The following is a 22,750-nucleotide window of genomic DNA, read 5'->3' as shown; positions in this document are numbered from 1 at the left end:
GGGTTCGCAGCCAACTCCGGAAAGGGCGGGCCCCTCGCCCGCCCTTTCCTCGTTTGACCCATAAGCCAAATTCACCGGCCTGCCACACAAGGCCAGACTGACAGCCAAAACGGAGCCCGGATATGACCTCCGAACCGGATAAGAAAAAACCGATCTGGCGCCGGTATTTCCTTTGGGGAATGCCTGTGGCCGGTATCGCGGCGGCCTTTGTCGCCGGCATCGTTTTCTGGGGTGGTTTCAACACCGCCATGGAAGCCACCAACACCAAGGATTTCTGTATCTCGTGTCACGAGATGCGAGATTTTGTTTTTGAAGAATACACCGGCACGATTCACGATGTGAACCGTTCAGGCGTCGGTGCGGTCTGTTCCGACTGCCACGTGCCCAAAGACTGGACCCACAAGATCATCCGCAAGATCAAGGCGTCCAAGGAACTGTATGGCAAGATGGTCGGCACCATCAACACGCGCGAGAAGTTCGAGGCCAAGCGCGTGCATCTGGCGATGAACGAGTGGGAACGGATGAAATCCAGCGACTCGCGCGAGTGCCGCAACTGTCACGATTTCGAATCGATGATGCCCGAATTTCAGAAGCCCCGCGCGCGTCAGCAACACATGAACGCGATGACCGTCGGTCAAACCTGTATCGACTGTCACAAGGGGATTGCTCACTCGGATGCCCGCGACCGGGCCGACGAAGAGTATCTGGAGAAACTTGAAGCGCCGAACCCGGACTTTATCCGTGAGATCCCGCCAGAATACATGGCCAGCCTGGAACGGATCGAAGCCAAAGAAGCCGCTGAAGCCGCGACAGAAAAGGCCGCCAAGCAGGCGCAGCATGAGGCCGTGCAGGCTCAGATTGCTGCGGCTGTGGATGCGGCCGTGGCCGAAGAGCGCGCCGCAGCCAGCGGTGAAGATGCCGCAGCACCCTCAGGCGGTGGAGGTGGCAGCGATGTCGGCTCGGACATTGACTGGAACGCGGTGGCCACAGCGGATCTGAAGCTGTTTTACCCCGGTCAGGCTTCGTTTGAATGGGTTCAAAACGGCAAATTCCACGGTGGCGCACGCCCGCTGACCAAAGGTGGCGACCAATGCACCACCTGTCATGCCAAAGAGCTGGACACCATCGGCAACAAGATCGTTGCAGGTGGTGAGCTGGAACCAACGCCGATCCCTGGCAAGCGTGGTGTGATCGATGCAACCGTACAGGCCGCGCATGACGATCAGAATCTCTATGTTCGTCTGCAATGGCCGGATGCGGGGCATAATCCTGCACCGTTTGTCGATGGCGGCAAAATGGACCCTGACAACCAGATCAAGGTTGCCATGATGATCACCGGCACCGGGATCGAGATGGGGGATCAGGTGGGTTGCTGGGCTTCGTGCCACGCCGACAACACCTATATGCCCTTCGCCCCGGAGGCAGACGCCATCGCAGGCAACGCCGATGTGGCGGGACGCGTGACCGCACAGGACACCGTGACCAAATACATCAGCGAAAGCCGCACCGATGTCGAAGTCAAAGGCCGTCGCGGCAAAGCGCTGGGTGGCTGGGACAAGCTGAAAGCCGAGGAGGAGATCGCACAGTATCTTAAGGATGGTACCTATCTCGACCTGATGCGTGTCTATGCCGATGGCAGCGCCACCAACGGCTATTTGCTGGAGCAACGTGTGGTCAATGAGGGCGAAATCGCAGCCTCAGCCAGCCTTGATGCTGGTATGTGGACGGTTGTGTTCTCACGGCCACTGAACTCGGGCGCGCCGGGTGACGTGCCACTGGAGCCGGGTCAGACCTACACGGTCGGATTTGCGATCCACGACGACTTTGCCGCCGCACGATTCCACCACGTGACGCTGAACACCAGCCTGGCAATGGATGACGACGCGGCCTTCATCAACGTGGTGAAGCAATAATGGTCGGGGCCGGGTCATCCGGCCCCTGCCTTTTTGGAAAGGAGACATGGACCATGAAACCCCAAAGCCTTCTTCCTGCAGCGATGTTGCTGTTCGCGGCAACACCCACCCTGGCCGCAGACGATGAAACTGCGGCCATCTGTGCTGAAGCCGAAGAGCGATATGTCGAGCTGTTCGGCCAGTCTTCGGCTTCGATCGAAGACGCCGAAGTGGTGCTGATGTACAAGTACAACTTCTGCCCCACCGAACTCACGGTGAAGGCAGGTACCACGGTTCGTTGGGTCAATGTCGATAAACGCACCAGCCACAGCGTGCTGTTGAAAGATGGCAGCGAACCTGAAAGCGACCGTCTGTTCCCCGAGGAATCGGTTGATCTGACCTTCCTAACACCCGGTCCGCAGGATTACCTGTGCGGTCCGCATTGGGAGACGCAAAACATGATCGCAATGATCACAGTCGAACCCTGAGCCGAGGCAGAACTACTGGCAGGATTTAAGGGGCGCGGGCGCAAATCCCGCGCTCCTTAACTTATGTCAAGGAGGCTTGTTTGCGATTGCGCCAGTCTGCCCCCATGACACGCCCGGCTCACCCAGCAACGTCCCGAATGTCGAACGGATTCGAACACAAGACCTGCCGGAAAAACCGGGCTCAGACGACACTCAGAGCAAGCGAGTTTTATCATGAGCGGTAACGTTTTTCTGATTGGTGCGGGCCCCGGCGACCCTGAGCTGATGACCCTGCGCGCCCTGCGGATGCTGCAAGCGTCGGATGTGGTTGTCTATGACCGTCTTGTGTCGGATGAAATTCTGGCCATGCACGCCGAAGGCGCGCGGCTGATCCCGGTTGGTAAGGCTCCGAAATGCCACACAGTACCGCAGGAACGCATCAATGAGATACTGCTGGAAGAAGCCCGCGCCGGACACACCGTTGCCCGCCTGAAAGGGGGCGATCCGATGATCTTCGGCCGTGGCTCGGAAGAAGCCGCCTATCTGAGCGCCCATGGCATTGCCGTCGCATACGCACCCGGCATCACCGCAGCACAAGGCGCGTCCAGCTCGACCGGTGTACCACTGACCCATCGCGGGTTGGCGACCTCGGTTCAGTATGTCACCGGCCATCGTCAGGCCGACAAAGTTCTGGATCTCGACTGGAAACGCCTCGCTGACCCGGATTCGACCCTCGTGGTGTACATGGGCGTCGCAAATATCGGCCAGATCGCCATCGGGCTGATGACTGAAAACCTGCCCGGCTCGACCCCTGTACTGGCGATCAGTCAAGCCACCACGCCCGACGAGCACCGCTTGGTTTCCCAACTGGACCGGCTGGCGGCGGATGTGCGAAAGGCCGAGCTGAAGGCGCCGACACTGTTCATCATTGGTCAGGTCGTCTCGCTTTACGCCGAAAATACGCTCGACCTGATCTTGGAGCAAGCTCATGGCTAGCTTGTCCCATATTCAATTGGGGCTGCGTGCTGCGAAATCCGAGACTGCGCCGGGGCGTACAGGTTGGGCCGCTCGCGTGGCTCTGACCTCGGCCGTTGTACTGGCCACATCCGCCTTCGCCGCCGACACGCTGGATCCGAACGCGTTGAAGCGACTTGTGCATCAGGATTGCGGATCGTGTCACGGGTTATCGCTAAAAGGGGGGCTCGGCCCCGATCTGCGCGCCGAGACGCTGGAACACTACGACGCTGACGTCCTTACCGGTGTGATCCTTGATGGCATCCCTGACACCGCAATGCCCCCATGGAGGCCTCTGATCTCTCAGGAAGAGGCCGAATGGATCGCCCGCTATCTTCTGAAATCGGAGGCACAATGAAACAGCTCATCCTTGGCCTTGCCGCCACCTTGATGATGACAGCAGCACATGCCGAACCCACCGCGACCGGAGACCTCGGGTTGGTGATCGAACGCGCCAAGGGCTCAGTCCTTCTGGTCGATCAATCCGACCGCGCCGCTTTGGCCCGGATCGAAGGGTTGGGCGATCTGTCCCATGCCTCGCTGGTCTATTCGCCGGACGAACGTTTCGCCTACGTGTTCGGTCGTGATGGAGGTCTGACCAAGGTCGATATCGTCACCCGTCAGATCGAGAGCCGTGTCGTGCAGGCAGGGAACGCCATTGGTGGCGCGATTTCGGATGACGGCAAGCTGGTGGCTGTATCGAACTACGAACCCGGCGGTGTGCGCGTCTTTGATGCCGATACGCTGGAGATGGTCGCGGATATTCCCACGGGCAGCAAAACCATCGGCCTGGTCGATGCGCCGGGTCGACGGTTCGTGTTCACCATGTGGGATACCGGCGAGACATGGATCGCCGACTTTGCCAACGGCAGCCCCGAGATCACTAAGATCCCTGACATGGGCAAAAACCCCTATGACGCACTGATCACTGCCAATGGCCGCACCTACATCACCGGCCTGTTCGGTGAGGACGGTCTGACGGCGCTGGACCTCTGGGACGAAACCCCCGAGCCCATCCGCGTCCTGCCCGATTACGGCCGCGGACAAGAGGAAATGCCGGTCTACAAGATGCCTCATCTGGAAGGCTGGGCGCTGACCGGGCGCGAATTTGTCCTGCCTGCCGTCGGCCACCCGCAGGTTCTGTGGATTGATGCCGATACCCTGATCGAGACCGGGCGCACCCAAACCCACGGCCAGCCGGTCTTTGCTATGGCCCGCCCCGACGGTCGGCAAGTCTGGGTGAATTTCGCCCACCCACTGAACGACACGATTCAGGTGATTGATTCAGTTACCAAAGAAATCATTCACGAATTCAAACCCGGCCCGGCTGTGCTGCATATGGAATTCACGCCGCGCGGGCATGAGGTCTGGATCAGCGTACGCGATGCCAACAAGGTCATGGTCTATGACACCCGAACCTTCGAGAAGCTGCGCGAGATCGAAGCAGACAGTCCATCCGGCATCTTCTTTACCGCCCGCGCGCACAGAACGGGGCTTTGAGACGATGAACCACATCACCGATCCAATCGACCGCCGTCTGCTGGACGAGTTCCAGCGCGACTTTCCCGTGACCGAGCGTCCGTTTCAGGTATTGGCGCTCGCGCTGGGGCTGGACGAAGCCGAGGTGATCGATCGCCTGGGTCGTATGCGCACCACCGGGCGGATTACCCGCGTCGGCGCAACAATCGCCCCTGGCGCGGTTTCTGCCAGCACGTTGGCGGCGGTTGCCGCTCCGGAACACCGGCTGGAAGAAGTCGCCGCCATGATCGATGCCGAACCGGGAGTGAACCACAACTACCAGCGCGAGGATGACTGGAATCTCTGGTTCGTCGCCACGGGGCCGGACCGCGCCCATGTCGATGAAACACTGGCGCGCATCAGCCAGCGCTCTGGGTTACGGGTTCTGGACCTACGCCTGGTGCGCCCGTTCAATGTGGATCTGGGCTTTCGCATGTCAGGACATGCGCGCAACGTCCCCGGCCCTCGCAAGGTGGATTGCTCGGCCATGCAAGCCGAAGACCGCGCATTGCTGCAGGCGCTCAGCTCGGGCCTGACTTTGACAGAGACGCCCTTTGCCGCTCTGGCACACACGTTGGGCCGGGACGCAGCGGACGTGATGGAACGTATCCGCATACTGCACCGGGCGGGCATCATCTCGCGCCTCGGGGTCATCGTGCGTCACCGGGCGCTGGGCTGGTCGGCCAATGCGATGGTGGTCTGGGATATACCCGCCGAACAGGTCGCCACCGCTGGTCCCGTGCTTGCAGCACATCCCGGCGTGACCCTTTGTTACGAACGCCGCCCGGTCGAGGGTGTCTGGCCCTATCGCCTTTATTCCATGATCCACGCCCGGTCGCGTAACGAAGCACTGGATATTCTGGCTGGCGCCTCTTCCCTGCGCGAACTGGCAGGAACACGGCACAAGGTCCTGTTCTCAACACGCTGTTTCAAGCAGACCGGCGCCCTGATCCAACCGAAGGAGGCGGCAGCATGACCCTAGACGCAACCGACCGCGCGATCTTGAATCGAATGCAGGACGACCTGCCGCTGACCGCGCATCCCTTTACCAGCGTAGCGCAAGAGTTGGGAATTGCCGAAGACGACCTGCTGAACCGGCTCGCCCGGATGAAAGAGCAGCGGATCATCACACGTTTCGGACCATTCTTTGACGCCGCCGCAATGGGCGGGGCGTTTTGTCTGTGCGCCATGGCAGTGCCGGACAATGACTTCGAACCGGTCCTGACCAAAGTCAATGCATATCCGGAGGTCGCGCATAATTATGAACGCACGCATCGGCTGAATATGTGGTTCGTTCTGGCAACCGAAACACCCGAAGGAATCGCTGCAACGGCCGATGCCATCGAACGGGAAACGGGGATCAAGGTTCTGCGTTTCCCCAAACTGCAGGAATTTTTTATCGGCTTCCGGGTGGCAGCATGATCGACGCGACAGACAGACACATCATCGAAGCGCTGCAAAGCGGCCTGCCGCTCGTGCCCGCACCTTATGCCGTTGTTGCCGAAACCCTTGGGTTAGACGAGGGCGCCCTGCTGGACCGTCTGGCGAAACTGAAATCGCGCGGTGTGATCCGCCGGATCGCCGCCGCTCCGAACCATTACAAGCTGGGGATGATGGCAAACGGAATGACCGTCTGGGATGTTGAAGACAGCCGGATTGCCGAACTGGGGGCCCAGATTGGCGCCTTGCCATTCGTGACCCACTGCTACGAACGCCCGCGTGCGTTGCCTGACTGGCCCTACAACCTTTTCGCCATGGTTCACGGCACCGACCGTGTTGAAGTCGAGGAGAAACGTGCCGAGATTGCCGCCATCCTCGGCGACGCCTGTCAGGCGAAAGACATCCTCTATTCCACGCGTATCCTGAAAAAGACAGGGCTGCGCCTGAAAAAGAAAGGCTGAGACATGTTCCGCCTGACCGAATACATGCATCACCTCGTGAAACCGACCCCTGTGCGCAAACGCCGCCCAGGGCCGGTGAAACCAGTGGTGATCTGGAACCTGACACGGCGCTGCAATCTGAAATGCCGCCATTGCTATACCGTTTCGGCGGATGTTGCGTTTCCCGGCGAGCTCAGCCACGAGCAAGCCATGGTAACCCTTGAGGATCTGGGTCAATTTCGCGTCCCGGCCCTGATCCTCTCGGGTGGGGAGCCGCTGGACCGGTTCGATTTCTTCGACATCGCCAAACGCGCGCGCGATCTGGTGCCGATGCTGGCGCTGTCGACCAATGGCACGCGTATTTACGACGAATCCGCCGACATGATTGCCGATGTCGGGTTCAACTACGTCGGCATCTCTCTGGATGGTATCGGGGCCACGAATGACTGGTTCCGCGGCGTCGAAGGCGCCTTTGCCGACGCCTTGCGCGGCGTGCGGGAATGCAAGAAGCGCGGTATCAAGGTCGGCTTGCGATTCTGCCTGACCGAGGGCACGCAGCATCATCTGCCCGACCTGCTGCAGCTGTGTGATGACGAGGGCGTCGACAAATTCTATCTGTCCCACCTTGTCTACGCCGGGCGCGGCGATAAGAACCGGGGCGAGGATGCCGAACATCTGCGCACCCGCAAGGGATTAGACCTTTTGCTGGAACGTGCATGGGAAGCTGCCTCGGGCGGGCGACCGCTGGACGTCGTGACCGGCAACAACGATGCCGATGCCGGATATTTTCTGAATTGGGTTCACGCAAACTTCGACGCTGAAAAGGCGGCTCATGTGCGCGAACACTTGGCGGCCTGGGGTGGTAATTCCAGCGGACTGGGTGTGGCCAATATCGACAATCTGGGTCGGGTGCATCCCGACACCTATTGGTCGGATTATACCGTGGGCAATGTAAAAACGACGCCGTTTTCCGAACTTTGGACCGGCGATGATCAAATGCTGGCCATGCTGCGCACCCGTCCGCGCCCGCTCAAAGGGCGGTGCGGGGCCTGTCAGTTGAAAGACGTCTGTGGCGGCAACACCCGTATCCGGGCTTTGCAGGTCACTGGCGACCCTTGGGCCGAAGATCCGGCCTGCTACCTGTCAAACCAAGAAATCGGCGTCAATGACGCAGGCGAACGCCTGCAGGTCACGCCATTCCGGGGGAAACGCCATGATCCGGCGCACCAGTTCTTTTGACACTCTGAAAACCGGAGTACTCTGTGCCCTGTTGCTGACCGGCGACGCCTGGGCGGATGCCCCGTCGGATTATGCAGAACACTGCGCATCCTGCCACGGCGAAAACCGTCTGGGCGGCGTCGGTCCGGCGTTGATCCCCGAGGCTCTGAAGCGCATGCGTGGCCCCCGCGTGGCCGCCGTCATCGCCGAGGGTCGCACAGCAACTCAGATGCCTGCGTTTGCCCATGAACTCGACGCGCTGCAGATCGAGGAACTGGCGGGCTGGCTGAAATCTCCGCTGGAGAGTAACCCTGAATGGGGCGAAGCCGATATCATGGCCAGCCGCACTTTGGACGAAGATTATGTATCTGTAGATGCGCCCGTCTGGGACAGTGACCCGATGAACATCACGCTGGCTGTTGAGACCGGCGATCATCATGTCAGCGTTCTGGACGGAGATACGTTCGAAGTGCTCGACCGGTTTGAAACGCCGTTTGCAGTGCACGGTGGCCCAAAGTTCAGTCCGGACGGGCGATATGTCTTCATCATGTCCCGCGATGGCTGGGTGCAGAAATATGACATCTGGGCGCTGAAACAGGTGGGCCGCGTGCGCGCAGGCCTGAACAGCCGCAACATTGCCATGTCCGGCGATGGCAAATGGGTGGCCGTGGCGAATTACCTGCCGAACTCGCTGACCCTGCTGTCGACCGAGGACCTCTCGGTTGCCAAGGTCATTGAAATCAAAAGTAAAAAGGGAAACCCCAGCCGCGTCTCGGCCGTGTACCAGGCGCCCCCGCGTGAGAGCTTTGTTCTGGCGCTGAAAGATGTGCCCGAGATCTGGGAGGTCTTCTACGGGGACAACCCGCCGCAATTCGGGCTTGGGCATGACTTCCGCATCGAAGGCCAGTTCAAGAATCCGAATCCCTTCCCAGTGCGCAAGATCACCACGCCCGATTATCTGGATGATTTCTTCTTTGACCAGAGCTATGAATACGTGATGGGCGCATCGCGTGATGGCAAGGGCGGCCAGGTGATCGATCTTGTCATCGGTCAGAAAGTGGCAGACCTGGACCTGCCGGGGATGCCTCACTTAGGCTCGGGGATTACGTGGAAACATGGCGACACGACCGTGATGGCGACGCCGCATCTGACCGATGGCACGGTGTCGGTGATCGACATGGAAACATGGGAAACCGTCAAGCGGATCAAGACTGAAGGACCCGGTTTCTTCATGCGCAGCCACGAGAATTCGCCGTATGTCTGGGCCGATGTCTTCTTCGGACCAAACAAGGACGCCATGCATGTTATCGACAAGCAAAGCCTTGAAATCGTGAAGACTTTACGCCCTGCACCGGGCAAGACCGTGGCCCATGTGGAGTTCACCAAGGACGGCAGTCACGCACTGGTTTCGATCTGGGAAGATGACGGCGCGGTGATCATCTATGATGCAAAAACACTGGAAGAGGTCCGCCGCCTTCCAATGCGCAAACCTTCAGGAAAGTACAATGTCTGGAACAAGATCACCTTCTCAGAAGGCACCAGCCACTGAGGGCAGATGGCCGGTCTGGAAATTGGCCATCTTGCTTTATCCTGCGACGGCTTTGACCGTGGCGATCAACCTGTTTCTGGCTGGCCTGATCCTGCACAGCGTGGGTTTCGGCGCCATTGGACCAGTACCCGCGATCATGTGGGCGATCCCATTGGGCGTGCCTGCTGCCTGGTTGACAGGGCGTTGGGTGCGCGGATTGATGGATGAGGCAGACGGTTGATTTATAACTGTAAAATCAGAAATTCCCCGTACCTGATCTAAGTCAAGTATCCCCCCCGACAAATCCCCTAAAACGCAGGCATAACTTCCCGAGTCGGAGTCTCCATGCCTGCGCTAGTCCCTTTGCACAACCTATCTGCCCGTGCGTTTCGCGCGGCAACTGGGTTGGCAGGCATTGTCCTTCTGTTGTTGCAGACGCTTGGTCCGGCGCTGGCGAGTCCCGGACAAAGTGTATGGATGGAGATCTGCTCGGAGGCGGGCGCGGTCTGGGTCGAGGTTGACCTTGAAGATGAAACCTCTGACCCGACTGCGCCCTGCCCGAAATGCGCTGACTGCGCGCTGTGCGCGCTCACCATCGCAGCACCGGTTCCGGATCTTCCTCAGCTGACGCGGGCGGGAATTGTGCAATTTGTACGCTGCGAATTCAGCGAATCTTTTGAGTTGTACAACTCAAACAGGCTGTGGCCCGAAACCCGGGGGCCCCCGCTCGCAACCCATAAAGAATCTGAACGCGCCCTGCGCGCGTCCATGGCACCCACCCAAGTGATCGGAGGTGCGCCGTGGTCGTAAGTCGCGCAACCCAATTTCTGCTGGCCCTTGTTCTGTCCTGTCTGATGGCGCTTAGCGCACAGGCCGACAGCCTCGCCAGTTTCCTGCCCGAGCTTGAACCCGCCGATCTGGCCCCTGGCGCCGATGCCTTTGGTCCGGTGCGCGAGGATGTGCCCGTTGCCCCCGTTCTGAAGGGAGGCGAGACGGTTGCCTGGGCTTTCCTGACATCAGATTTCGTCGGCACCACCGGGTATTCCGGCAAGCCGATCCACGTGGTCGCCGCTATCGATGACGATGCGATTCTGACCGGCGTGCAACTGGTCAAACACTCGGAACCGATCGTGCTGATCGGCATTCCCAATGCGCGTATGGTCGAGCTGACCGAAGGCTACACCGGTCTCGATCTGAAGGTCGAAACTGAGATGGGTGGCGAGGGGCATGACCTCGACATCATCTCGGGCGCAACCGTGACGATCATGGTGATCGATGACAGCCTTGTGCGTGGTGGGATCAAGGTCGCCCGTGCACTTGGTCTGGGCGGCTTGTCTCCGCTACAGGCGGACGGGCCGAAGCGCGAAGTCGATATGGCGCAGGATGCCGTTTACGACTGGAGCACGCTGTCGGGAGACGGTTCGGTGCGGCGGCTGACACTGGATGTCGGTCAGGTCAACGCAGCTTTTGAGGCCACGGGTGATCAGCGCGCCATCAAGCGGCCTGAGCCGGGCGAGCCGGATGACACCTTCATCGACATGCATATGGCGCTGGTCTCGGTGCCGTCGATCGGCAAGTCCCTGTTGGGCGAGGCTGAATATCAGAACCTGACCGAGTGGCTGGACGAAGGTGAACAGGCCATTCTGGTGCTGGGTCGCGGCACTTACAGCTTCAAGGGCTCGGGTTATGTGCGCGGTGGCATTTTCGACCGGATTCAGTTGATCCAGGGCGACAATTCGGTGCGGTTCTTTGACAAACAACAGGAACGCCTTGGCAAGGTCGCAGCCCCGGATGCGCCCAGCTTCACCGAACTGGATATCTTCAAAATCCCCGCTGAGGCGGAGTTTGATCCAGCCGAGCCGTTCCGCCTGCAATTGTTGGTGCAACGGGCTGTGGGTGCGGTTGAGAAGACGTTCCTGACATTCGATCTGGGATACAAACTGCCCGAGCAGTATCTGCTGCCTGTTGCCGCCCCGGCTGTCGTAGACGATGCCACGGGCGAAGCCGCGGCCAAGGCCGCCCTTTGGAAGCGCATCTGGAAGGATCGCACCTTCGAAATTGGTGTCCTTGGCGTCATGCTGCTGGTTCTGAGCGCGACCTTCTTCTTCCAGTTCCACGCCACGATGAATGCAAGGTTCTTCTACTGGTTCCGCATCGGTTATCTGACCATGACCCTGTTCTTCATCGGCTGGTATGCCAATGCCCAGCTGAGCGTGGTGAACCTGATGGCGCTGGCAGGCAGCTTGCGCACCGGGTTCAGTTGGGATGCTTTCCTGTTGGACCCGCTGGTCTTCATCCAGTGGTTCGCCGTCGCCGCCGCGCTGCTGTTCTGGGGGCGTGGGGCCTATTGCGGCTGGCTGTGTCCGTTTGGTGCATTGCAGGAGCTGACCAACAAGATCGCGCGGGCATTTCGCGTGCCGCAATGGACCCTGCCCTGGGGCCTGAACGAACGCCTCTGGCCTGCGAAATACATGATCTTCCTGGGTCTCTTCGGCCTCAGCTTTGTCTCGATCCCGCTGGCCGAGAAATATGCCGAGATCGAGCCCTTCAAGACCGCGATCATTCTGAAATTCATGCGCGACTGGCCTTTCGTGGTCTTTGCGCTGCTCTTGCTGGGGATCGGACTGTTCATTGAGCGGTTCTATTGCCGCTATCTTTGCCCGCTGGGCGGAGCGCTGGCGATCCCGGCCCGAATGCGCATGTTCGACTGGCTGCGCCGCTACAAGGACTGCGGCACGCCCTGTCAGACCTGCGCCAATGAATGCCCCGTTCAGGCGATCCACCCCACCGGTGAGATCAATCCGAACGAGTGCGTCACCTGCCTGCATTGTCAGGTGCTCTACCAGTCCGAGGACAAATGTCCCGTCGTTATCCGCCAGCTTAAGCGGCGGGCCAAGACAGGGTCGGTCGATCTCAAGACCCCACTCGGACAACCACCGGCGAACCATCCGAACGCCAAACCGAAAACCGTTTCCTAAAAGGAGGAACGATCATGTCGGAACATGACAACAAACTGAACATCACACGCCGCGGAATGCTGGGCGCAACCGCAACCGGCGCCGTGCTGGCCGGAACCGGTCTGGGCTCGACCCTGATGACCGCGAAACAGGCCAGCGCTGCGGCTAACGCCAATCTACAGCCCGGCGAGCTGGACGAGTACTATGGCTTCTGGTCCTCGGGTCAGACCGGCGAGTTGCGCATCCTGGGCTTCCCGTCCATGCGCGAACTGATGCGGGTGCCGGTCTTCAACCGCTGCTCGGCCACCGGTTGGGGTCAGACCAACGAGTCGCTGAAGATCATGACCGATGGTCTGCTGCCAGAAACCAAGGAATTCCTCGCCAAGCGCGGGATGAAAACCTATGACAACGGCGACCTTCACCACCCGCACATGTCGTTCACCGACGGCACCTATGATGGTCGTTACCTGTTCATGAATGACAAGGCCAACACCCGCGTTGCCCGCGTGCGCTGCGACGTGATGAAATGCGACAAGATCACCGAGATCCCGAACGCTAAGGCGATCCACGGTCTGCGTCCGCAGAAGTTCCCGCGCACCGGCTATGTCTTTGCCAATGGTGAAGATGAAACTCCGCTGGTCAATGACGGCACCGTGCTGGACGATCCGTCGCAATACGTGAACATCTTCACCGCGCTGGACGGCGACACCATGGAAGTGGCATGGCAGGTGATCGTGTCGGGTAACCTCGACAACACCGACTGCGACTATCAGGGCAAATACGCCTATTCGACCTCGTACAACTCGGAAATGGGTATGAACCTGGCCGAGATGACCGAGAACGAACTGGACCACGTTGTTGTCTTCAACCTCGCCGAAATCGAAGCAGGGATTGAAGCCGGTGACTATCAGGAGCTGAAAGGCGTCAAGGTTCTGGACGGCCGTAAGGGTCAGAACAAGAAGTACACCCGTTACATCCCGATCCCGAACTCACCGCACGGCATCAACACCGCGCCTGACGGCAAGCATGTCTGCATCAACGGTAAGCTGTCGCCGACCGTATCGATCATGGACGTCACCAAGCTGGACGCCCTGTTCGAAAGCGACGCCGATCCGCGCTCAGCCATCGTGGGTGAGCCGCAGCTGGGTCTTGGCCCGCTTCACACCGCCTATGACGGTCAGGGTAATGCGTTCACCACGCTGTTCCTCGACAGTCAGATCGTGAAGTGGAACCTTGATAAAGCAATCGAGGCTTACGGTGGCGCAGATGTGGACCCGATCATCTCGAAGGTCGATGTGCACTATCAGCCGGGCCACAACTCGACCACCATGGGTGAAACCAAGGAGGCCGACGGCAAATGGCTGATTTCGATGAACAAGTTCTCGAAAGACCGGTTCTTGAACACGGGTCCGCTGAAGCCTGAGAACGAACAGCTGATCGACATCTCATCCAACGAGATGAAGGTGGTTCACGACGGTCCGACCTTTGCCGAGCCGCATGACTCGATCATGGTGCGTGCCGATATCGTCAACCCAGTCAACATCTGGGATCGCAACGACATCACGTGGGAAGACGCCCGTAAACAGGCCGAGGCCGATGGCATCGATCTGGAAGAAGGTGCCGAAGAACCGATCCGGGACGGCAACAAGGTGCGGGTCTACATGACTTCGCAGGCCCCGACCTTCAGCCTTGAGAAGTTCACCGTCAAACAGGGTGACGAGGTGACGGTTTACATCACCAACCTGGATGACGTGGACGATGTGACCCACGGCTTCTGCCTGGGCAACTACGGCATCGCGATGGAAGTTGCACCGATGGCGACCGCTTCGGTCACCTTCACCGCTGACCGTCCGGGCGTGCACTGGTTCTATTGCCAGTGGTTCTGCCACGCGCTGCACATGGAAATGCGCGGCCGGATGCTGGTCGAACCGCAGGGAGCATAACCCATGCGTTGGCCCCTGCTCATACCGCTCCTGCTCGGCTCGCCCCTTTGGGCGGCGGATTGGGATGTGCCCAACCGGGCGGGGGCCATCAATGAAATACTGGCGCAGGCGGCGGATGGAGACACCCTCCGCCTGGGCCCCGGTATCTACACCGAAACACTGGTTCTGGACCGGCCCGTCACCATCGACGGGTTGGGACTGGCCACTATTGACGGACAAGGCGACGGCAGCGTCATCACGGTGACTGGGCCGGGCGTGACCGTGCGCGGTCTGACGGTGATCGGCTCGGGCTCAAGCCATGATGGGATCGACAGTGGCATCCAGCTGACCAAAACGGCCAAAGCGCCCGTGGTCGAGGATAACGTGCTGTTGGGCAATCTCTATGGCGTCGACATCCACGGGGCCAAGGACAGCATCGTGCGGCGCAATCGGATCGAAGGACGACAGGATCGTCACATGAACGCGCGTGGCAACGGTGTCTATGTCTGGAACGCGCCGGGTGCGGTGGTTGAGGACAATGACATCCGCTATGGCCGCGACGGGATCTTTGTGAACTCGTCCAAGAAAAACACCTTTACCGGCAACTTGTTCCGCGATCTGCGTTTTGCCGTGCACTACATGTATGCGGACAATTCGGTCGTCAGCAATAATGTCTCGATCGGGAACGATCTGGGCTATGCGGTGATGTTCACAACCAACGTCAAAATCACCGACAACGTATCGATTGATGACCGCGAGCATGGCGTGATGCTGAACTACGCCAACAAGAGCGTCATCACCGGCAACGTGGTGATAGGTGCCAAGGAAAAATGCACCTTCCTCTATAACTCCAACAAGAATGAATTCACCGATAACTGGTTCGAAGGGTGCGGCATCGGCATCCACTTTACCGCTGGCAGCGAACGCAACCATATCGTTGGCAACGCGTTCATCGGCAACCGGACGCAGGTGAAATACGTCTCGACCAAATGGGTCGAGTGGTCCGAAGACGGACGCGGCAATTACTGGTCCGATTTCGCCGCTTATGATGTGGATGGCGACGGTATTGCCGACGCCCCCTATCGCCCCAATGACAGTATGGACCATGTGCTGTGGACCCAACCCGCAGCCAAATTGTTGCTCGGCTCGCCTGCCGTGCAACTGGTGCGCTGGTCGCAATCGGCTTTCCCGGCCCTGTTGCCGGGCGGTGTGATGGACAGCAACCCATTGATGCAAGCCCCTGAACCTCCAGCTATGAAAAAGGTGCCTCATGACGGATAAGGCCCTGAGTATTACCCAAGTCATTAAGGACCGAGGGAAAACCCGCGTTCTTGACGATATCACCCTGTCCCTTGCCCCCGGTCAGCGCGTTGCGCTGCTGGGTCATAACGGCGCGGGCAAATCGACCCTGATCAAGTCCATCCTTGGCCTAATCCCGATTGAAGGCGGAGCCATTCGGATCGGAGACGCCACCCCCGGCAGCGCACAGGCGCGGCGCGAGACGGCGTATCTGCCCGAGGCGGTATCGTTCCATCCCGCGCTGACAGGTCGCGAGCAGTTGACGCTGTTCGCGAAACTGTCCGGATCAAAAGCGGATGTGCCCGGCCTGCTGGAGCGCGTTGGTCTGAGCGACGCATTGGATCGCCGGATCGGCACCTATTCCAAGGGGATGCGGCAACGTCTGGGTCTGGCGCAGGTGCTGCTGGGCCAGCCGAAAGTGGCGTTGCTGGATGAGCCTACATCGGGCCTGGACCCGATCTCGCGGCAGGATCTGTACGCTATCATCGACGAGCTGGCTGCCCAAGGCACTGCGGTGCTGATTGCCTCCCATGCGCTGACCGAGGTTGAGGCCCGCACCGACCGGATCGCGATCATGCGCAAGGGCCAGATGGTCGCCGACGACACGTTGAACAACCTCTCGGCGCTGGCGGGTCTGCCAATCCGCCTGAAGGTACGCGCCAGCGCCAATCCGGATGCTTTGGCCGCTGAACTGGGCGGCAACCGGATCAATGGGGCATCCGTTGAATTGCTCTGCACACCAGAAGACAAGATGGAGGCCCTGCGCCGGATCGCCGGGTTGGGCGACGCGGTGGCGGATGTCGAAATGACCCCGCCCAAGCTGGAGGACCTTTATCGCCACTATGCACAGGAGGATTTGCAATGACCCGCTTCCTCGCCATCACCCGCACCGAAATGCTGATCCTGCGCCGCAACCGCTGGCTGCTGGTTGCGACGCTGATCATGGTTCTGTTCGCCTTGGCACTGACCTTTGCGGGCAGTGCACCCACCGGTACGCTGGGGGTCGACATGCTGACCGTCTCGGTCGCGTCGATGACCACGCTGTCGGTCTATCTTGCGCCCCTGCTCGCGCTAATGATCGCCTTTGATGCCATCGCCGGTGACGTGGATCGCGGCAGCCTGTCGCTGCTGCTGTCTTACCCGGCCGGGCGCGGAGAGATTCTACTGGGCAAGTTCACCGCGCATCTGGCCGCTTTGGCGTTTGCTATGACAGTTGGTTTCGGCACCGCAGGCGCGGTGGCCGCATGGTTTGGCGGCGCTGGTCCAGAAAGCCTGATGGCTTTGGCGCGCCTCATCCTTACCTCGATCCTGCTGGGCGCTGTCTTTCTGGCGCTTGGATACCTGCTGTCGGCTATGGCAAAGGGGGCCACGGCGGCGGCAGGCTTGTCGGCCGGGCTCTGGCTGGTTTTTGTCGTTCTCTATGACTTGGGCCTGTTGGGGGCCGTCGTCATGGACAAGGGCGGCAGCTTCACCCAATCCGTCTTTCCATGGGTGATGGTGGCCAACCCGGCCGACGCTTTCCGTTTGTGGAACATCGCCGCGACCGAAGGTGTAGCCATGGCATCCGGCATGACCGGCGCTGCGCAAGCGCTGCCGGTCTGGGCCGCGCCCGCCTCACTGCTGATCTGGCCGGTGCTGGGCTTTGCCCTCGCCCGCGCAGCCTTCCGGAGGGTTGAGCCATGAAACACCTTGCCCTGATCGCTCTGGTCTCGCTGGCGGCCTGCAAGGAAGAGGTTGCCGAAGCCCCCGACCCTGTTGATCTGACCCCAAATGCGCTGAGCTATTTCTGCCAGATGAACATCGCCGAACATGGCGGGCCAAAGGGACAGATCCATCTGGAAGGCTATCCCGCACCGCTGTTCTTCGCACAAGTACGCGACATGCTGGCCTATCTGAAAAGCCCAGAACGCGACGCCGAAATCACCGCCGTCTATGTCAGCGACATGGGCATCGCACCCAGTTGGAGACAACCGGGCATCTCCAACTGGATCGCCGCCGATGGTGCAACCTTTGTCGTTGGGGCCGACGTCGCAGGCGGCATGGGCGCACGCGAGGTGGTGCCCTTTGCCGATCCGTCTGAGGCCAAAGACTTCATCCTGAAATATGGCGGCACCGCTTTGCCCATGTCTGAGGTCCCCGAGGCCGAGGTGCTTGGCCCCGTCGATCTGGACCTGATCCTGGAGACACCCGCATGACCCTCCTGACACGCCGCCGTTTTCTAACCATTTCAGCCGCCTGTGCCGCCGTTTCTGCACGTGCTGCACCGGCCTCTGCCCAATGGGCCGGCATCGCGCTGGGTGCCCCTGCCAGCCTGCGCCTCGAAGGTCTTTCCCCGACCGAGGCCGCACCGATCTTTGCCGCGGTCGAAGCCGAGCTGAACCGGCTTGAGGATGTATTCAGCCTCTACCGCCCTGAATCAGAGATCAGCAGACTAAACCAAACCGGCATTCTGACCTCTCCAGACCCCGAGCTTTTGAACGTGCTGAGCCTGTGTTCGGCCCTGCACACCGCCTCGGACGGCGCGTTTGATCCTACGGTACAACCGCTCTGGCTGGCATTGGCGAACGGCGCGTCGCAGGCCGAGATAGACCGGGTGCGACATCTAATCGGGTGGGATGAGGTCAGCGTCGACATCGATGCAATCCGGTTGCCGCATCGCGGGCGCTCGGCTATCACCCTGAACGGAATCGCGCAAGGGGCGATTACAGACCGGATCGCCGCATTGCTGCGGTCTTTCGATCTGCAGGACGTGCTGGTGGATATGGGCGAAATCGCAGCCCTGGGTCGGCGCAACAGTGGCGAGCTCTGGCGCATCGGGCTGTCAGGACCAGATGGCACCATTGCCAAACGGATCAGAGTCCAGGACCGGGCGGTCGCAACCTCTGCCCCCGCAGGAACTATATTACGCGGCAATCAGGGCCACATCCTGAATCCTCAGGGCAAGAATCCAACCCACAAGGCAGCATCCGTATCCGCCCCACAAGCCGCACTGGCCGATGGATTATCAACCGCCCTGTGCCTAATGCCCGTTTCTGACGCGACCACAATGGTGTCGCGTTTCCCGGGGTCACAGATAGAAATGCTGATCTGAAGCGGCACAGATCTCATTTCGATCTATTGATGCATTGAGAGGCTGGTCGAACCATGAGATCTGGGACTTGGTTTCAGGACCGTCAGACGATGATTTGCTGGAAATTCGCATGAGCAGCCTCATCTGACGGTTCCGTTGCAAAGTTTATGTTGTTCGGAGTTCCACTATTGGTCGATGGGTTATTCGCGACAACCATTGCTTGCTCAAATCAACATTATAATTGAGACATTGCTGAAATGCGCGGCATTTGAAGGTTTGGGCTCGCACCAGACCTCAGATGCGCTGCGGATTTGCACGTCGAAGGGGACATACGCTGCGAGCGCATAATCCGGAAGTGAATGAATTCAAACATAGCTGGCAAAGCCACCCTTCAGCGCATTCCCAATCTTTTTTGCATGAGTTCGTCGATTTTCAGGAACCTTTCCTCGTTTCCTGCATCCAAAGAACCAGGAGCGCACGAATGCGCACCTGGTGAAAACCTTGGAAAGAACCTAACCATGCTTAGAAAAACCGTAATTGTTTTTGGATTTATCGTCGCTGCTGCTCCAGCTGCCAAAGCTCACGATGAACAAGCTCTCGCCAATGCGCCAGCCGGTGATCCTTATGTAAAAGTGAGCGACGTTCTCCCCTTGCCCGAGTTCATCCCTGGTCTGGGAACGCTTTTCGTGGATCCGGCCACATTGCCCGCTGGTCCGTTCCTCGCCTATGATCGTGACGGCCGACTGTCAGCCACGGTCTACATGACCCCCCTTGATGATCTGCAAAACGGGACGTCATTTGACGGTCTGAACATTGGCTCACACACAGTCAGTTCAACAGATATATACTATAATGCCGGGCACCCTGGTGTGGATAAGCCACACGCACATATCGTTCTGTTTCACGATGAAAACGCAAAAGATCGCCTGGCTGAATGATCTGTACGCGACGTCATGCTGTATGGCTTGGGGGATGTGCAGCCGCCGCCGTCGCTGGCTCCCGGATCGCGCTAGCGCATCCGGTCGCCACGATTGAGATGCGCGGCAGCCCGCGCGGCGAACGCATCTGGTATGATCCTATTGGGCTTGCGGTGTCTCCGGGCACCACCATCCGGTTCATCAATCGCGATCCCGGCAACAGTCATACGGCGACCACCTTTCATCCGGCAAACTATGATCGAAGGCGACGTATTCCCAGTGCGGCCGAACCGTGGGACAGTGACTTTTTGCTTCCGGATGAGTATTTTGAAGTCACCCTGACCGCACCAGGCGTATATGACTACTACTGCCTACCACACGAAATGGCGGCGATGGTTGGTCGCATAGTAGTTGGAACCCCTGGCGACTCCGGCTGGGAGGGAAGTTCACACGATGAGAGTGATGTTTCGGAAGATGTCCTGGCAGCTTTGCCTTTGGTACAGAAGATCCTTTCGGAAGGCATCGTTCGCAGGGAGGACTGATCATGAAGATCCAAACAAGCCTCAGGCAACAAGCATCCAGCAATGTGGCCAAGTCGGAAGCTGAGCTTGTAAGTGCCGCACGTGAAGGAAGCGAGCTGGCGGTTAGGGAACTTATCCGTCGCCTGAACCCCCGCCTGTTTCGCGTTGCCCGGGGTATTGTTGACAGTGACGCCGAGGCAGAAGAAGCGCTGCAGGACGCTTATCTTTCTGCGTTCAGCAAATTGAAGGGTTTTCGTGAGCAGGCCCGTTTTTCCACCTGGATCACCCGGATCGTGATCAACACGTCGCGTATGCAGCGCAGACGGGCGCCTGTTTCTGAAGAGTACGACACGGTGGACGAAATCAGCACACCCAGGGTGATTATGTTCCCCGGACAAAGCTCCGAACTGCCCGACGCAACGCTTGGGCGCGCGCAATTGAGAGACTTGCTTGAAACTGCCGTTTCCGATCTGCCACCCCATCTGCGACTGCCGTTTCTGCTGCGCGAAGCAGAAGATATGAGTATCCTTGCCATCGCAAGCGAACTTCAGATCAACCCGATAACCGTAAAAACACGCCTCTTTCGCGCCCGACATCGATTGCGGATTACAATCGAACACCGGATCAGGGGTGGCTTCGAAGCAATCTTCCCATTTGGCGGCAAACGATGCGCCAACATGACCAGTTTCGTAGTAGCGAGATTGCAAGCGGACGGCGCTCTTTGACGCAGCTCTCTCGACCCAGAGCCTACATCGACGACCTGGTCAGTCGCCGCAGCTTTCGTTTTGCGGTCATTCGCACCAGTGTCATCCGCTCACGCCGATCTTGCTGGTGTTGCTTCGAATGGCTATGTTGAGGATGCTTCTAGGGAAAGCCTCCAGGTCCGCGGAAAGCTGTCATCGGCATCTCTTTCAACAAAACGACAGCCTTATTTCGGTATGTCTCAAGCTCGGATTCAGCGGACCATCGAGCCAAAAATGAGGACACCGATGACAAAATCCCTGGACCAACTGCGCCGCGACGCCAAAGCACTTCGCAAAGCCTATGAAGCAGGCGAATTGCGTGCCCGTCAACGCATCGCAAACTACCCACCTCGACCGGAGGCAACAGCTCTCAGGCACTCGGACTATTTGCATGTAATTGCGCGCGAGAACAGTTTTCCGTCCTGGCCTGCCCTAAAGTTCGCAGCCGAACTGCTAGGCATGGACAATGCCGCCAAACGGCAGCGCCTGAAACTGGCCCTCGCTCAGGGTCACTTCACCGCAGTTAGTCAGCTGCTGGCTGACACACAAGATCTGGCAGACGGAGATATCGGGCTTTGCCTGGCTCTTTATCGCAAGGCGGATGTGTTGGAATTTCTCGAACAAACACCAAAACTGGCGACGCAGCTCATTGGCGATCTGGCGCCTCCTTTGACAATCCTTGCCCGATCCAAGTGGATCCATCACGCGCCTGAGCGGTCCCAAGACATGCTTGATATCGCAAACGCAGTATTGGAAGCTGGTGCTGACATTGATCTCGGCGCGCCAGTCTATCATGGCAATGACTACAAGCTATCACCGCTCTACTTCGCCATAGGGCATTCGGACAATATGATTCTTGGGCAATGGCTGCTGGAGAACGGCGCAAATCCGAACGACGGCGAGAGTCTTTATCACTCAACCGAGCTGGGTCATCACAAGGGGTTGCAACTGCTACTGGATCATGGCGCCGACCCGAAGGGGACAAACGCATTGCTGCGCGCGATGGATTTCGATGACACAACGGCTGTTCAGATGCTTCTCGATCATGGGGCCAAAGTAGATGAATTTGACGGGACGCATATTGGCGGCGAAGCTCCTTGGGTCGTTCCCGCGCTGCACCAGGCGGCGCGCAGGATGTCCTCACCTGAGATGGTGGAGCTGCTGCTTGAAAACGGCGCCGATCTGAACCGCCCGTTCAAGGACACAACGCCCTATGCCTATGCGCGGGTGTTTGGAAATGCCAGTTTGGCGAGGATGCTTGAAGAACGCGGCGCAGATACAGCCTTGAGTGAAATCGAAATTACATTCAGTACCGTTGCCGATGACGTTCAGCCGCCGGGCACCCTTGATCCAGACAAGATACCTGATGCATACCGCAATATCATCCGAATGATCCTGCATATCCCGGGCAAACTGGATCACGTTCGACGGTTGGTCGCCGCAGGAGTCGAATATGACCGTCCAGATACCGAAGGATTGACACCGGTGCAGGTTGCCGGATGGGAAGGCTTGCCAGACGTCATGGAGTACCTTCTGTCGCTAAAGCCAGACCTGACACATGTGAACGGCTATGGAGGGACACTTCTGTCGACAATCATTCATGGATCGGAGAACTGCCCGCAGCGATTAGACCGCGACTATACTCTGTGCCTGAGTCTGGCATTGCGTGAAGGCGTCGCTCTTCCGCGCCGTGCCATAGAACTGGCAAGCCAGGATGCCGTATCCGAGTTTTTGTCAGATTGGGCGGAACGATATCCCGATCAAGTTGTCGACGGTGGTGTCGCCTAAACTGGTTTATGCGATC

At 59.1% G+C, this 22,750-nt stretch carries 23 protein-coding genes; all 23 read left to right on the top strand.

All coding sequences use genetic code 11. From position 1 onward, the window contains the following. The first annotated feature begins 122 nt into the window (after positions 1-122). Positions 123-1,913, top strand: a complete 1,791-nt coding sequence (locus BLU89_RS21885; protein WP_074737226.1) for a NapC/NirT family cytochrome c — start codon at positions 123-125, stop codon at positions 1,911-1,913. 53 nt (positions 1,914-1,966) lie between these two features. Next, positions 1,967-2,380, top strand: coding sequence for a cupredoxin domain-containing protein (locus BLU89_RS12770; protein ID WP_074737385.1), 414 nt, complete (start codon positions 1,967-1,969; stop codon positions 2,378-2,380). A gap of 213 nt (positions 2,381-2,593) precedes the next feature. Further along, positions 2,594-3,355: a uroporphyrinogen-III C-methyltransferase gene (cobA, locus tag BLU89_RS12765; protein ID WP_074737225.1), complete on the top strand. Its 762-nt coding sequence runs from the start codon at positions 2,594-2,596 to the stop codon at positions 3,353-3,355. Positions 3,356-3,431: 76 nt separating this feature from the next. Continuing rightward, a complete protein-coding gene (locus tag BLU89_RS12760; RefSeq protein ID WP_143030583.1) occupies positions 3,432-3,731 on the top strand; it encodes a c-type cytochrome in 300 nt (99 codons plus the stop codon). After that, entirely contained in the window at positions 3,728-4,873 is a 1,146-nt protein-coding gene (locus tag BLU89_RS12755; RefSeq protein WP_074737224.1) for a cytochrome D1 domain-containing protein, read from the top strand. Before BLU89_RS12760 ends, BLU89_RS12755 begins: the two co-directional genes overlap by 4 nt. 4 nt (positions 4,874-4,877) lie before the next feature. After that, complete coding sequence (gene ahbB / locus BLU89_RS12750) at positions 4,878-5,867, top strand: siroheme decarboxylase subunit beta (RefSeq protein WP_074737223.1); 990 nt, start codon at positions 4,878-4,880, stop codon at positions 5,865-5,867. Further along, a complete protein-coding gene (locus BLU89_RS12745) occupies positions 5,864-6,313 on the top strand; it encodes an Lrp/AsnC family transcriptional regulator (protein ID WP_074737222.1) in 450 nt (149 codons plus the stop codon). Before ahbB (BLU89_RS12750) ends, BLU89_RS12745 begins: the two co-directional genes overlap by 4 nt. Next, entirely contained in the window at positions 6,310-6,792 is a 483-nt protein-coding gene (gene ahbB, locus BLU89_RS12740; protein ID WP_074737221.1) for a siroheme decarboxylase subunit beta, read from the top strand. The genes BLU89_RS12745 and ahbB (BLU89_RS12740) overlap by 4 nt, the downstream gene beginning before the upstream one ends. Positions 6,793-6,795: 3 nt before the next feature. Further along, positions 6,796-8,010, top strand: coding sequence for a heme d1 biosynthesis radical SAM protein NirJ (gene nirJ / locus BLU89_RS12735; protein WP_074737220.1), 1,215 nt, complete (start codon positions 6,796-6,798; stop codon positions 8,008-8,010). Continuing rightward, entirely contained in the window at positions 7,985-9,538 is a 1,554-nt protein-coding gene (locus BLU89_RS12730; protein WP_074737219.1) for a nitrite reductase, read from the top strand. Before nirJ ends, BLU89_RS12730 begins: the two co-directional genes overlap by 26 nt. Further along, on the top strand, positions 9,495-9,758 hold the full coding sequence (locus BLU89_RS12725; RefSeq protein ID WP_074737218.1) for a hypothetical protein: 264 nt from the start codon (positions 9,495-9,497) through the stop codon (positions 9,756-9,758). The genes BLU89_RS12730 and BLU89_RS12725 overlap by 44 nt, the downstream gene beginning before the upstream one ends. A 104-nt stretch (positions 9,759-9,862) precedes the next feature. Beyond that, positions 9,863-10,327, top strand: a complete 465-nt coding sequence (locus BLU89_RS12720; protein ID WP_074737217.1) for a DUF2946 family protein — start codon at positions 9,863-9,865, stop codon at positions 10,325-10,327. Between the two features lie 44 nt (positions 10,328-10,371). Then, a complete protein-coding gene (locus BLU89_RS12715) occupies positions 10,372-12,495 on the top strand; it encodes a 4Fe-4S binding protein (protein ID WP_425441413.1) in 2,124 nt (707 codons plus the stop codon). Positions 12,496-12,509: 14 nt separating this feature from the next. Beyond that, positions 12,510-14,417, top strand: a complete 1,908-nt coding sequence (gene nosZ / locus BLU89_RS12710) for a TAT-dependent nitrous-oxide reductase (RefSeq protein ID WP_074737215.1) — start codon at positions 12,510-12,512, stop codon at positions 14,415-14,417. 3 nt (positions 14,418-14,420) lie between these two features. Then, complete coding sequence (locus BLU89_RS12705; RefSeq protein WP_074737214.1) at positions 14,421-15,677, top strand: nitrous oxide reductase family maturation protein NosD; 1,257 nt, start codon at positions 14,421-14,423, stop codon at positions 15,675-15,677. After that, positions 15,667-16,560 carry an ABC transporter ATP-binding protein gene (locus BLU89_RS12700; RefSeq protein ID WP_074737213.1) on the top strand — a complete coding sequence of 298 codons (894 nt, stop codon included), beginning with the start codon at positions 15,667-15,669 and terminating at the stop codon, positions 16,558-16,560. Before BLU89_RS12705 ends, BLU89_RS12700 begins: the two co-directional genes overlap by 11 nt. Further along, positions 16,557-17,378: an ABC transporter permease gene (locus tag BLU89_RS12695; protein ID WP_074737212.1), complete on the top strand. Its 822-nt coding sequence runs from the start codon at positions 16,557-16,559 to the stop codon at positions 17,376-17,378. Before BLU89_RS12700 ends, BLU89_RS12695 begins: the two co-directional genes overlap by 4 nt. After that, on the top strand, positions 17,375-17,890 hold the full coding sequence (locus tag BLU89_RS12690) for a nitrous oxide reductase accessory protein NosL (protein ID WP_074737211.1): 516 nt from the start codon (positions 17,375-17,377) through the stop codon (positions 17,888-17,890). The genes BLU89_RS12695 and BLU89_RS12690 overlap by 4 nt, the downstream gene beginning before the upstream one ends. Continuing rightward, the gene (locus BLU89_RS12685) at positions 17,887-18,786 is read left to right on the top strand and encodes an FAD:protein FMN transferase (protein ID WP_074737210.1); all 900 of its coding nucleotides are present in this window, start codon (positions 17,887-17,889) and stop codon (positions 18,784-18,786) included. Before BLU89_RS12690 ends, BLU89_RS12685 begins: the two co-directional genes overlap by 4 nt. Before the next feature lie 338 nt (positions 18,787-19,124). After that, positions 19,125-19,703: a hypothetical protein gene (locus tag BLU89_RS12680; RefSeq protein ID WP_218129424.1), complete on the top strand. Its 579-nt coding sequence runs from the start codon at positions 19,125-19,127 to the stop codon at positions 19,701-19,703. After that, positions 19,700-20,224 (top strand): cupredoxin domain-containing protein, encoded by a 525-nt coding sequence (locus BLU89_RS12675; protein ID WP_074737208.1) that lies wholly within the window; start codon positions 19,700-19,702, stop codon positions 20,222-20,224. Before BLU89_RS12680 ends, BLU89_RS12675 begins: the two co-directional genes overlap by 4 nt. A gap of 2 nt (positions 20,225-20,226) precedes the next feature. After that, complete coding sequence (locus BLU89_RS12670) at positions 20,227-20,928, top strand: RNA polymerase sigma factor (protein ID WP_074737207.1); 702 nt, start codon at positions 20,227-20,229, stop codon at positions 20,926-20,928. A gap of 264 nt (positions 20,929-21,192) precedes the next feature. Continuing rightward, on the top strand, positions 21,193-22,734 hold the full coding sequence (locus tag BLU89_RS12665; protein ID WP_074737206.1) for an ankyrin repeat domain-containing protein: 1,542 nt from the start codon (positions 21,193-21,195) through the stop codon (positions 22,732-22,734). Positions 22,735-22,750 lie beyond the last annotated feature (16 nt).

It is taken from the genome of Ruegeria halocynthiae (assembly GCF_900106805.1).
Classification (GTDB): Bacteria; Pseudomonadota; Alphaproteobacteria; order Rhodobacterales; family Rhodobacteraceae; genus Ruegeria; species Ruegeria halocynthiae.
This window is presented reverse-complemented; position numbering and strand designations above follow the sequence as displayed.